Here is a 12,240-nt window from a genome sequence, read left to right as displayed (position 1 = left end):
GTTATTAATGCCGATATAGTATGAAAACAGTCTAATTTTTATTAGACTGTATTGAATACATAATCGGTATTATTCGTTTATGACATCGCCTTCTTTAGTTTCTTCGCTGGCAATTTTTACCAGTTTATCGTTTGGAGTCAAATCGCCGAAAATTTCAATTTTGTCTTCGATTTCTCTTCCTTTTTTAATGTCGACTCTTGTGGCTTTGTGGTTTACTACTTTTACCACATATAAACCTTCTGCAGAATTCACTACCGCCGATTTTGGCACTACAAATGTGCTGTCTTTTGCGTTAAGCGGTAACAAAACTTCGGCAACCATTCCAGGTAATAAATTTCCTTTGGTGTTGTGAACGTCCATTTCGACTCTTTCAGAACGCAGTTTTAAATCTAAAGCGCCAGACATTCTGGTAATTTTAGCTGTAAAAGTTTCTGGCAACGATTTTACATTAAAACTCATTTCGTCGCCTGGGTGTAAATATCCTGTGTACAATTCTGGTACAGAAACTGCCAAACGTAATTTACTTTGCTCCTGAATCGTCAATAAAGGTAAATCTGAACCTTTTCCTGCTGGACCAACAAATGTTCCTAAATTGACATTTCTAGCTGCTACAACACCATCAAAAGGAGCACGAATTTCAAGATAACCTCTCATAATAGAAATTTCTTTGTGCGCTGCAATTGCTGCTTGATATTGTGCATAATCAGAATTCTTTTTACCGCTTGCCATTTCTAAATCGTTTTTAGAAATCGTTCCTTCTACTTTGCTCGTTTCGTACAAACGATTGTAAGTGCTTTTGCTGGTTGCGTAAATCGCTTCCATAGATTTCAGTCTCGATTCGGCAGCAGCCAATTGCGAACTGATTTCTGGTGCTTCTAAAACAATCAAAAGCTGACCCTTTTTTACTTTCGTACCAATATCAACTTTTAAGGTTTTTACGAAACTGCTCACTTTTGCATACAAATCAACTTGTTGAAAACCAGTTAATTCAGCTGGCAAACGCAGTTCTGTTGTTAGTTTTTCTTTCGCTAAAAGGAAAGTTTCTACTTTAGGTTCAATTTCTGCTTTAACAGGTTCTTCTTTTTTAGAATTACAGCTGTTAAGGAAAAATACTGCTGCTAGAAACAGCGGGCTATATTTTATAATTTTAGTGTTCATTTTTTGGTTTTAAAGATGAGATATAATGGATGCTTTCTTCGTCTTCAGGATCTAAAGAAACAGATTGTGTCGATGTTTTTTCTTGTGCCCACGCAAATATCTGCGGAAGGATCAATAATACGGCAAAAGTAGAAAATAATAATCCACCGATAACGGCTCTTCCTAACGGAGAAACTTGATCGCCTCCTTCGCCGTGTCCAATTGCCATTGGCAACATACCCATAATCATCGCAACAGAAGTCATGATAATCGGACGAAGACGCAACGCAGCCGCTTCTCTCGCAGATTCCAAGGCATTTCCGTTTATTTTTCGAAGCTGTTCGGCATTCGTAACCAAAAGTACGGCGTTGGCAATAGAAACTCCAACCGACATGATAATTCCCATATACGATTGCAAGTTTAATGTTGAACCAGTTAAAGTAAGCATTAATAACGATCCTAAAACTACGGCAGGAACTGTCGTTAAAATAACAAGCGAAACTTTGAACGATTGGAAATTAGCGGCCAGCATTAAGAAGATTACAAACACAGCGACCAATAATCCTGTTTGCAAGCTGCTTAATGTCTCTGTCAATACAGTACTTAGTCCGATTGGCGTAATAAACAAACCACGAGGTAATTCGCCTAATGAACTAATTGTTGACGCCACATCTTTTGATGCCGTACCTAAATCGGTTTGGTAGATGTTTGCCGTAACGGTAATGTATGGCATGGCTCCTAAATTGTCATTTTCACCACTTACAAATCCGGGTGTAATTTTAGCGACGTCACTTAAAACGGGACGAAGCGAGTTTTTTAATACCGGAATTTCTCCAATATCGGTTTTGCTTTTCATTTTATTTAATGGCACTTGAACCTGAACAGAATATGATAATCCTGCTTTTTCGTCTACCCAGTTATTTTTTTCTGTATAACGAGAAGATGAGGTTGAAGCGACAAGCGAACGCGAAATATCATTCATATCAACTCCCAATTCGGCAGCACGGGTTCTGTCAATATCAATATTCATTGCTGGATAATGTATTGGCTGACCGATTTGCACGTCTCTGAAATAAGAAATTGCTTTTAGTTTGTCCACAATTTGTGTAGCGTACAATTCGTTTTTCTTTTTGTCTTTTCCGGCAACTCGAATTTCAATTGGAGTAGGAGAACCTTGGCTTAAAACTTTATCCGTCAATTCGATTGGTTCAAAAGATAGTTTAGTATCAGGCAATACTTTTTTAATTCTTGCTCTAAATTCATCTTTAAAATCATCCATGTCTGCCTCGTAGTCTTTTAAACTTACTTGGAAAACGGCTTCGTGAGAACCTGCCATGAACAAATAAATCGGGTTGATCGAGAATAGAGAAGGGTGCTGCCCAACATAAACCGAAGAAATTCCGATATGTTCTTTTCCGACCATTTTTTCCAATTCTTTTAAAACAACTCTCGCTTGTTCTTCTGTTCTTTCCAAACGCGTTCCGTCAACAGCACGCATTCTTAATTGAAACTGACTAGAATTTGTTCTAGGGAAAACATCTTTACCAATAAAACTGATAAATAAAACCGCAAGAATAATTGACGCTGTTAAATAAATAATAGTCGTTGCTTTTTTGTGAACAAACAAACGATCTAAAAGTCGCATGAAACGATTTCTGAATTTTTCGAAACCGCTTACTTTTCCGTCGTCGTTGAAATCTTCTCTTTCAACCAAATCTTTTTTCTGACCAATTAAATTTTGTTCAGATTCTGGTGTTAAACCACAGTCATTAAATTCAGCTTCGTCATCAGTAATTTCTGGTCCGTGTGCATGTTTTTCATGACCTTTCATCATCCAGTTTGCCATTACGGGAACGAATGTCTGCGAAAGCAAGAATGAAATAACCATTGAGAATCCAATTGCCAAAGCCAAAGGCAAGAACAACGCTCCTGGAATACCAACCATTGTAAATGCTGGCGCAAATACGGCTAGAATACATAGTAAGATTAATAGTTTAGGTAAAGCAATTTCCTGACAGGCATCCCAAATGGCGAGTGCTTTTGGTTTTCCCATGTCGAGATGCTGGTGAATATTTTCGATCGTCACCGTACTTTCATCCACCAAAATACCAATTGCAAGAGCTAATCCCGATAATGACATTAAGTTGATCGTTTGTCCGAATAATTTTAGAAATAAAACTCCAGAAATAATCGAAATCGGAATCGTCATAATTACAATTAAAGCTGCACGACGGTCACCCAAGAATAATAAAACCATTAATCCCGTTAGAACCGCACCGATAATTCCCTCCGTAATCAAACTTTTAACTGAGTTGATTACATAAACCGACTGGTCAAATTCATACGTAATGTTTACATCTTCAGGAAGCGTACTTTGAATTTTAGGCAATTCTTTTTTCAATTTTTGAACCACATCCCAAGTAGAAGCATCTCCCGCTTTTGCAATACTAATGTAAACCGAACGTTTTCCGTTTACCAAAGCATAACCTGCCGTAATATCGGCACCATCTTTTACAGACGCAACATCGCCTAATTTTAGGTTTTGAACTCCGCCTTTGAATAACGGAATCTGCTCAAAATCTTTAACTTCTTTAATCGTATTATTAGTTGGTGTAATATAGTTTTTGTCGCCCATACGCACGTTTCCAGATGGTGCTGTTTGGTTGTTCAAACGAATCGCATCTACAATTTGGTCTGGCGTCATATTATGAGAACGCAATAAATCTGGATCTACGTTTACCTCAATAGTTCTTGGGCTTCCGCCGAAAGGAGCTGGCGATAATAAACCAGGAATCGCAGTAAACGAAGCACGAACATAAACGTTGGCTAAATCCTGCAGTTCGTTGTTTGAACGTATTTTACTGCTCAAAACCAATTGACCAATTGGAAGTGAAGAAGCATCAAAACGAATGATAAACGGAGGTTGCGTTCCCGGAGGAAAAGCCGCTTGAATTCTGTTGGAAAGCGCACTTAACTCGGCAGCTGCCTGAGCCATGTTAGTTCCTTCATAATAGGTTAATTTCATAATCATTAACCCTTGAATATTTTTGGTTTCTACCGATTTGATACCATTCGAAAAAGGTAAAACGTTTACATAGTTTTTGGCAAAATAAGCTTCCATCTGGTCTGGCGTATAACCTCCAAACGGGTGCGCAATATAGATAACCGGCAAATTCATTTTTGGCAGAATGTCTACCTTAATGTCTTTGATGGCACCAATTCCGAAGAAAAATAGACCCGCAACCAATACTAAAATGGAAATGGGTTTGCGGAGTGCAAAACGTATTAAATTCATTAGGATTTATAATTAAAATTCATTTATAAATAAGTCAAAATTTCCTGTCGCAGCGACTTTCAATAAGTACGACTGCCAAACATTATTATTGACAATATCTCGATCGATTTCAGCACGATTTAAAGTGTAAATGGTTTGAGTTAAATCGGTTAAATCGGTTAAACCATTTTTGTATAAAGCAGACTTTTGAGTGTAAGCTCTTTGCGCAGCGTCAACTTGAATTGGTGCTTCGGTATAGTTTTCCAAAGTAATTTTGATTTTATCTTCGGCGAAAGCCAGCTGAGACTTCAATTCTCTATCAGCCTGATTGTATTCTTCTTGCAATGCTTGTGATACAAATTTCTGAGCGCTTACTTGTTTGCTTGATCTGAAAGGCGTGGTTAAATTCCAGGTAATTCCAACTCCAACCAAATAATTGGTGCGATCTGGATTTACACCATCCCAGTAATTTCGGCTGAAAGCAGTTTGGTCTGTGGAATAAGAATTCTCAAATCCAGAAGCTCTGGTTTGCAAAACTCCAAATGCGCTCATTGTTGGATAATAGAATCTTTTATACAATTTAACCTGCTGATTGCTGTAATCGATTTTGGTTTTATAGAATTGTAATAAAGGGTGAAGACTGTCTCCAGCAGTTTCTTTCGTAACCAATTCTTTTGGAATTTGTGTTACAAATAGGGTGTCAGCAACAAAATCTTGTGGAGCAACACCCATTAAATCAACTAATTTGTTGTTTTGCTCCTTAACGAAGTTTTTAGCAAGATTTAATGCCATTTTTGCTTTAGAAACTTCGGCTGTAGCCAATGTAGAATCGACTCCGGCCAATAATCCGTTTTTAACTCTTGCAACAGCTGTTTTCTTGAAAATTTCTGCGCGAGAAAGATTTTTTTCTTGCGAAATCAACAATCTTTGGCTCGCCAATAAATTTAAATAAGCAGCTGAGATTTTGATTTCCTGCTGGAATTTTTCCTGTGCTAAATCTTTTTCTTTAGCCTGAACATCAATTTTAGATAAATTGATTTTTTCCTGTGTTTTTCCGAAAGTGAAAAAATCCCAGTTCATGTTGACTAAATAAAGCGCACCAAATGCCGAATTCCAGTTTTGCTCTGGCAACGGAAGTCCTGATGAAGCAACTCCTAAACCTCCAAAACCATAAAGCGGTCCGTTTTGTCCGTTTACGGTTCCGTAATCCTGCTGAGCCGATAAATTCAAGTTGGGCAGATAATCACGGCGAGATTGTTTGAGAGTCTCTTTTGATGCATTGGTGTAATTGTTTTTTGCTCGGATTGAACCGTAGTTTTCAAGACCTATCTTTACAGCTTCTTTTAAAGATAGGGTTTGAGCGTAACCGATTGAGGCAAAAATCAATAAAAATAAAATGGTAATTTTTTTGAAATACATAAACTCAAGGTGTGAAATAGAATGTTTTTGATGCAACAAATTTATTTCTCTTATGCTGATAAAAGTCAGGTTAAGTGATGTACTGCACTAGTAAATGACGAATTGAATTTGTCATTTAATGGAAAAAATAATTAAAATTTTATTCGAACTTTGTAAACTATTTTAAAATTAAGAATGAACAAAAGAATTGATAACATACTGGATAACAAATGGTGGCAAGAAGTTGCTGTTATCCTTTTTTCCTTTACTATATATACCTTAAAAAACGATTGGATGTTAATTAGTTCATTCACTTCTATCTTAATGGGTATATTTTTCTACTGCATTTTGTATATGCATGCGCAGTTTAACCGATTCTTTTTACTTCCAATATTATTCAAAGCAAACAAGCCAGTAACTTATATCATTTTGACCCTTTTTGGTGTTTTTGTCTTTTCTGTTGTGTTGTATGAAATCACCATGATGGATATGTTTAATAAATGCCATTTGTATCAAAATTCACATCAAAGAAGTTATGCTTACCAATTGGCAAGCGTTTTAGGAACTTTGGTCTGCATTCTGAGTCCGATAATTGTGTTTAAATTTTATCGTATTCACAGAAAACAAACCGATGCGGCTTTATTGTTCAATCAAATGCAATTAAATTCTTTGAAAGGACAATTAAATCCGCATTTTTTGTTCAATACATTTAATACGCTTTACGGAATAAGTCTTCAATTTCCAGATAGAACGCCTGATTTGATTATGAAAGTTTCGCAGTTAATGCGTTATCAATTAGAAAGCAACAGCAAACAATGTGTTTCTTTAGAAGATGAATTGGAGTTTATAAACAGTTATGTTCAGCTTGAAAAAGAACGTGTTGGTTATAGATGTGATATTAATTTTGAAAGTAAAGTAGATATTGAATACACGTACAAAATTTCTCCGATGCTTTTAATTGCATTTATTGAAAATGCCTTTAAACACGGGACTTGTGCTATTGAAAACTGCTTTGTAAAAATCACGATTTCTGTTGAGAACGGATTATTACATCTTCATGTAGCCAATTCAATTCCGAAGAAAAACGATGTGATTTCTACCAAAATTGGTTTAAAAAACACGATCGAACGTCTGAATTTAATTTATGGAAAAGACTATAAATTAGATGTTAAAGACGATAAACAGACTTATATTGTAGATTTGCAAATACAGCTTAAAAAGTTTGTAGGATGAGAGAAACAAAAAGATGCATTATTATAGATGACGAACCCGCTGCGCATTATGTTTTGGCTAATTATATCAAACAGAATCCGCAGTTAGAATTGGTTTTTCAAGGCTATAATGGCATTGAAGCGATGAATTATCTCAGAGAAAATCCAGTCGATTTAATGTTTTTGGACATTAATATGCCTGAAATTTCAGGAATGGAATTGCTTAAAATTCTTCCAACGCATCCTAAAACTATTTTAACTACAGCGTATTCTGAATTTGCTCTTGAAAGCTACGATTATGGTGTAATTGATTATTTGCTAAAACCCATTTATTTTCCAAGATTTTTAAAAGCAATTGACCGTTTTTTTGCGACCGAAAGCGTAAAGCAAAAAACAGAGGAAACAGTAAATTCGGTTAGTGTAAAAGTAGATGGTTATTTGATGGATATCGAGTTGGATCAGCTTTTATATGCACAGAGTTTTGGCAATTATGTAAAACTTCACACTACAAAAAGAACTTATCTCGCTTCGATTACTACAACAGAATTTGAAAAATGCTTGCCAGAAAAGAGCTTTATGCGAATTCATAAATCATATATCGTGGCGTTGGATAAAATTGATGCAACCGAAAAAGATTTTGTGGTTATTAAAAACGAAAGAATCCCAATTGGAATTACTTATAAAAGAGAATTGACAGATAGATTAAAAAAGCTCGAATTGTAATTTAATACTTGATTTTGAAGGAGTTTTTCGTGCAGCTAAAAAATGTTAAAATCTTCATGCTATCTTAATAAAAAAGTAGTACTTTTAATACGTTATTAAAGTTTAATTTTAAAAAATGAAACTATGAAAAACGTGTTTTTAACTTTTACTTTTTTATGCAGTAGTTTTTTAATAGCCCAAGAGGGAACTAATATGAAAAAGGAAATCACACCTCCAGAAAAGGTTCGATTTGCTTTTGAGAGAGAATATCCGGGAAAAGTACCAGTCTGGTCTGAAGAATATGTTGGAGACGATGCAGATGAGATTCGATTTGAAGCGCGATATAATGTAGACGATAGAACCAAAGCGGTGGCGATTTACGATAATCTGGGAAACATGAAAGCGTATGAGCTGCAGATTCCGTTTAAACAGCTTCCAATAAAAGCGCAGTCTTATTTAAAAAAGAATTACAAGGCAAAAGCGATTCAAGAAATTGCAATGGTGGTAGACGATAAGAAAAAAACAACCTACGAAGTAGGAGTAACAAAAGACACTAAATTTTATGATATAGTTTTTGACGCAGAAGGAGATTTTGAAGTCTCTGTCGAAAAAAATTAAACAGCTTTACTAATTCAAATATTATTTGAAATGACAAACCCGATGAGTTTTTAATGCTTATCGGGTTTTGTTTTTTTTTATTTTTTGTTTCAAGTTTCAGGTTTCAAGCTGATATTCTTTGTGTGTTTTAACCGCAAAGTTCGCAAGGTTTTTTCTAAGCTTTATGTTGTATAAACGCAAAGTTCGCAAAGCTCTATCTAAAAAACTTTGCGAACCTTGCGTAAACCTTAGCGTTCCTTGCGGTTAAACTTGAAACCAGAAACTTGGAATTTGGAATTTCAACTTTGGATTTTTGAAATTTTTACAACATCATTCCGCCAGAAGCTTCAATTCTTTGAGCATTTATCCAACGCGCATCTTCGGTACATAAAAATGCTACAACTCCTCCAATATCGTCGGGTAAACCAACTCTTCCTAAGGCAGTTACAGAAGCAATTTGCTGATTCATTTGCTCATTATCACGAACAACGCCACCGCCAAAATCTGTTTCAATAGCTCCGGGAGCTACGACGTTTACTCTGATTTTTCTTGCCCCAAGTTCTTTTGCTTGATATTTAGTTAAAGTTTCAATTGCGCCTTTCATTGAAGCATAAGCTGCATAACCTGGGAAAGAGAATCTCGCCAAACCTGTAGAAATATTTACAATTCCACCTCCGTCATTCATTACGTTTAATCCTTTTTGAGTTAAAAAGAATGGTCCCTTAAACTGAATATTAGTCAATTGATCGAATTCAGCTTCAGTTGTTCCAACGAAAGAGTTATGAATTCCGATTCCAGCATTATTTACTAAGAAGTCGAATTTATCGGTTTTAAAAGTATTCTTTAAAACTGTTTTTAAACTTTCAAAAAAAGAATCAAAAGTTCCAGATTCTGCAACGTTCAATTGAAGCGCTGCCGCTTTTTGACCTAAATTTTCAATTTCTGAAACAACAGCGTCGGCTTCATTTTTTTTACTGTTGTAAGTAATAATTACGTCGATTCCTTTTTTAGCAATTGCTATTGCCATGTTTTTTCCTAAACCTCTGCTACCGCCTGTAACTAGAGCTATTTTTGTATTTACTGACATGTTTTTAATTGTTAATTATTAATTGTGAATTTGTAAAAGGTGAAATGTTATTTGTGAAATGGAATGCGGATGTGAAATAGTTGTCATGTTTTCTAAGTTTTAAAAGACTAAAATCTTTTGCATTTCACATCTCACATTCAACATTTAACTTATACAGAATGCATTGCATTAAAATGATTTCTTAATTCTTCTGCGCTTGCATTTAATCTCATTTCGCTGGTTCCGAAAGTCAATTCTTGTCTACCTTCTTTTAATTGTTCGAAAATAGCTTCGATAAAACTGCTTACGCTTGGATGTGCGTCGTGAAGACCAATTCCGCCTAAATCGGTGTTTAAAGCTGGTGGAATGATTTCGATTACTTCAATATTTTTAGCTTTTAATAAGTGACGAAGTGAAAGCGTAAACGATCTAAAAAATGCTTTTGTAGCCGAATAAACAGGAACTTTTGCAAAAGGAGAAAATGCCAATCCAGAAGTCGTGTTCATTACCGTTTTTAGCGATGGTAACTGAATAAATAATGAAGTTAAATGTAAAGGCGCTTCAATATTTGTAGTAAGCTCATTTTTCATGTTTTCATAAAAATCAGCATCAGTTATCGACATCCAGTTTTGGATTCCTGCATTGTTAACTAAAACATTTAAATCAGGATGATTTTCTTTGATCCAATCGTAAAGCGCAATTCTATCTTGTTCTAAAGATAAATCGCATACTTTGGTAATTACACTTGGAAATTTTTCTTTTACTTCTGCTAATAGAGAAGCTCTTCTTCCACAAATAATTACAGTATTTTTTTCTTGAATGAATCGTTCTGCAAGTCCAAGTCCGATACCGCTTGCACCGCCAGTTATTAAAATTTTGTTGTCTGATAAATTCATCTTTTCGTTCTTTTAATTTGATGAGACAAAGGTAGGAGCGAAGTAGAGTTGGGGAGTTGTAAATATCAAATAGATGTTTGCGAAATTCAAATCAAGTGTTGTGAAAATCCAATTTTTAGAAGTTCCAAATTCCAGGCTTCAGGTTTAACCGCGAAGAACGCTAGGGATTACGCAAGGCTCGCAAAGTTTTTTACGTAAAGCTTTGCGAACTTTATGTTTATATAACATAAAGCTTAGAAAGAACCTTGCGACCTTTGCGGTTAAAACACACAAAGAATATCATTTTGAAACCTGAAACAAAATTTAAGCTCTAAAAGCAACTGGCGTAAAAGAAGTTTGTTTTTTAAAGAAATTAGAAAAATGCGCTAATTCTTCAAAACCAAGTGAATAGGCAATTTCAGAAATATTCCAATCGGTTTGTTTTAAAAGAATTTTGGCTTCGTTTGTTAATCGGTTACTGATTAATTCTGTTGTGGTTTTTCCGGTGTTTTCCTTTAAAACCTTATTTAAATGATTCACATGAACAGATAATCGCTCTGCAAAATCTTTTGCTGTTCTTAATTCTAATCTTTGATTTGGCGATTCTATTGGAAATTGCCTTTCTAATAATTCAGCAAATAAAGAAGAAACTCTCGCTGCCGAATTGTGTTTCGAATACAATGCTGTAATAGGCTGTAATTTTTGTCCGAAGTGAATTAATTCAGCAACATAATTTCGAATTAAATCATACTTATAAATATAATCGGAGTTGATTTCTTTCTGTATTTTGTTGAAAATCAAAGAAACTTCTTCTACTTCTTCATCAGAAAGCTGAAAAATAGGATAACCGTCTGAAGCAAAAATTGGAAGTTCGTCTAGATCGATTCCGCTTTTACTTTTGGATAAGAATTCGCTCGTAAATACGCAAAATTGACCGCCTTGGTTGGTGTCTTGCGGTAAATAATTGTATGGGATTTTTGGTGTTGCAAATAACAATCCCTGTTTTTCTATTTCGATTACTTTATCAGCATATTCTGCTTTGTTGTGACCTCGAATTAAACTTATTTTGTAATAAGCTCTTCTGTCATAAGGCATTCCAGGCTTTCCTTTCATGCGTTCCAAAAGTTCTTTTATATCAAAGACATTAAAATGCCCGATTTCTTTCTGAATGTCATTTGGTAATAATGAATTGGGATCAACTGCTGAGCCTTCGGTAATATCTTGGTAAAATGAATCTAGAGATTTCATATCGTAATGAATTGCGAAATTCAAATATACGAAAAAAAACTTGATGAGTTTAACCGCAAAGAGCGCAAGGTTTTTTGATTTAGGCAGTCTACAGAAAACGCAAAGTTCGCAAAGCTTTGTGTAAAATCTTTGCGAACCTTGCGAAAAATCTTTGCGCTCTTTGCGGTTAAAACAAACTTCCTTGTACAAACTCTGGCTCAGGATTACTTCCGAAAGGAAAAGAATCAATTACAAAAAACTGTTTTACTTTGGGATCAAATTCCCTTAAAACAATTTCGTTGCATTCAAATTGAAGATCAATTGTGGTGAAAAGCTCAGAAGCGAGTTTAAGATTTTCAGGTGTTAATTTTCGTCCAATCGACAGATGCGGATTATCGCTTTTATGTTTTAAAGACTTGAGCGTTTCATGAGTTTTTTTCATGATGGGTACAAGATTCTTTTTTGATTCTTCAGTTACGCCAATAAAAAAAGCGCCACTGTTTGGAAAAGAATCAAAGTGATTTAAAAACACTTCGAAAGGCGTAAAAGTATCTGCAATTTTAATAAGCTTTTGTTTGACAGAATCAAGTTGAGATTCATCAATTATAAACTCACAAATTGTGATATGCGCTTCAGAATTGCAGCTGTTATACCAATTGATTTTGCTTTTTAAAAAATCTTTCAATTTTTTAACAGGTTCAACCAAGGTTTTAGAATAAAATACAACCGAATATGTTTTTTCCATTTGATAAA

Annotated in this window: 10 protein-coding genes; 3 read left to right on the top strand and 7 right to left on the bottom strand. The window is 35.0% G+C overall.

Features of this window, described 5'->3' with window-relative positions:
• Positions 1 to 69 precede the first annotated feature (69 nt).
• Genes OD917_RS06690 through OD917_RS06680 form a run of 3 tightly spaced genes read right to left on the bottom strand, consistent with a single transcriptional unit; the run spans position 70 to position 5,830 of the window.
• Positions 70 to 1,158, bottom strand: a complete 1,089-nt coding sequence (locus OD917_RS06690; RefSeq protein ID WP_263522781.1) for an efflux RND transporter periplasmic adaptor subunit — start codon at positions 1,156 to 1,158, stop codon at positions 70 to 72.
• Positions 1,148 to 4,432, bottom strand: coding sequence for an efflux RND transporter permease subunit (locus OD917_RS06685; protein WP_263522780.1), 3,285 nt, complete (start codon positions 4,430 to 4,432; stop codon positions 1,148 to 1,150). Before OD917_RS06685 ends, OD917_RS06690 begins: the two co-directional genes overlap by 11 nt.
• 12 nt (positions 4,433 to 4,444) lie before the next feature.
• Positions 4,445 to 5,830 carry a TolC family protein gene (locus OD917_RS06680; protein ID WP_263522779.1) on the bottom strand — a complete coding sequence of 462 codons (1,386 nt, stop codon included), beginning with the start codon at positions 5,828 to 5,830 and terminating at the stop codon, positions 4,445 to 4,447.
• 174 nt (positions 5,831 to 6,004) lie between these two features.
• On the opposite strand from OD917_RS06680, the gene OD917_RS06675 reads away from it, so the two are divergent.
• The 3 genes from OD917_RS06675 (at position 6,005) to OD917_RS06665 (ending at position 8,340) form a co-directional block, all read left to right on the top strand.
• Positions 6,005 to 7,042 (top strand): sensor histidine kinase, encoded by a 1,038-nt coding sequence (locus OD917_RS06675; RefSeq protein WP_263522778.1) that lies wholly within the window; start codon positions 6,005 to 6,007, stop codon positions 7,040 to 7,042.
• Positions 7,039 to 7,743: a LytR/AlgR family response regulator transcription factor gene (locus tag OD917_RS06670; RefSeq protein WP_263522777.1), complete on the top strand. Its 705-nt coding sequence runs from the start codon at positions 7,039 to 7,041 to the stop codon at positions 7,741 to 7,743. The genes OD917_RS06675 and OD917_RS06670 overlap by 4 nt, the downstream gene beginning before the upstream one ends.
• A gap of 192 nt (positions 7,744 to 7,935) precedes the next feature.
• On the top strand, positions 7,936 to 8,340 hold the full coding sequence (locus OD917_RS06665) for a hypothetical protein (RefSeq protein ID WP_263522776.1): 405 nt from the start codon (positions 7,936 to 7,938) through the stop codon (positions 8,338 to 8,340).
• Between the two features lie 301 nt (positions 8,341 to 8,641).
• Here OD917_RS06665 and OD917_RS06660 read toward each other — a convergent pair whose 3' ends face one another.
• From OD917_RS06660 to OD917_RS06645, 4 genes are all read right to left on the bottom strand, one after another.
• Positions 8,642 to 9,406: an SDR family oxidoreductase gene (locus OD917_RS06660; RefSeq protein WP_263522775.1), complete on the bottom strand. Its 765-nt coding sequence runs from the start codon at positions 9,404 to 9,406 to the stop codon at positions 8,642 to 8,644.
• A gap of 149 nt (positions 9,407 to 9,555) precedes the next feature.
• Positions 9,556 to 10,281: an SDR family oxidoreductase gene (locus OD917_RS06655; RefSeq protein WP_263522774.1), complete on the bottom strand. Its 726-nt coding sequence runs from the start codon at positions 10,279 to 10,281 to the stop codon at positions 9,556 to 9,558.
• Positions 10,282 to 10,584: 303 nt separating this feature from the next.
• Positions 10,585 to 11,508 (bottom strand): helix-turn-helix domain-containing protein, encoded by a 924-nt coding sequence (locus OD917_RS06650; RefSeq protein ID WP_263522773.1) that lies wholly within the window; start codon positions 11,506 to 11,508, stop codon positions 10,585 to 10,587.
• 166 nt (positions 11,509 to 11,674) lie between these two features.
• Positions 11,675 to 12,232, bottom strand: coding sequence for a 2'-5' RNA ligase family protein (locus OD917_RS06645; RefSeq protein WP_263522772.1), 558 nt, complete (start codon positions 12,230 to 12,232; stop codon positions 11,675 to 11,677).
• Between the last annotated feature and the right edge of the window lie 8 nt (positions 12,233 to 12,240).

The organism is Flavobacterium sp. SH_e, from assembly GCF_025717045.1.
GTDB lineage: Bacteria > Bacteroidota > Bacteroidia > Flavobacteriales > Flavobacteriaceae > Flavobacterium.
Note: the sequence above shows the minus strand (reverse complement) of the source record. Positions and strands in the feature narration are given on the sequence as shown.

Coding starts and splice junctions, on each gene's coding strand:
- OD917_RS06690 (WP_263522781.1), bottom strand. CDS start 1,158: ATGAACACTAAAATTATAAAATATAGCCCGCTGTTTCTAGCAGCAGTA.
- OD917_RS06685 (WP_263522780.1), bottom strand. CDS start 4,432: ATGAATTTAATACGTTTTGCACTCCGCAAACCCATTTCCATTTTAGTA.
- OD917_RS06680 (WP_263522779.1), bottom strand. CDS start 5,830: ATGTATTTCAAAAAAATTACCATTTTATTTTTATTGATTTTTGCCTCA.
- OD917_RS06675 (WP_263522778.1), top strand. CDS start 6,005: ATGAACAAAAGAATTGATAACATACTGGATAACAAATGGTGGCAAGAA.
- OD917_RS06670 (WP_263522777.1), top strand. CDS start 7,039: ATGAGAGAAACAAAAAGATGCATTATTATAGATGACGAACCCGCTGCG.
- OD917_RS06665 (WP_263522776.1), top strand. CDS start 7,936: ATGAAAAAGGAAATCACACCTCCAGAAAAGGTTCGATTTGCTTTTGAG.
- OD917_RS06660 (WP_263522775.1), bottom strand. CDS start 9,406: ATGTCAGTAAATACAAAAATAGCTCTAGTTACAGGCGGTAGCAGAGGT.
- OD917_RS06655 (WP_263522774.1), bottom strand. CDS start 10,281: ATGAATTTATCAGACAACAAAATTTTAATAACTGGCGGTGCAAGCGGT.
- OD917_RS06650 (WP_263522773.1), bottom strand. CDS start 11,508: ATGAAATCTCTAGATTCATTTTACCAAGATATTACCGAAGGCTCAGCA.
- OD917_RS06645 (WP_263522772.1), bottom strand. CDS start 12,232: ATGGAAAAAACATATTCGGTTGTATTTTATTCTAAAACCTTGGTTGAA.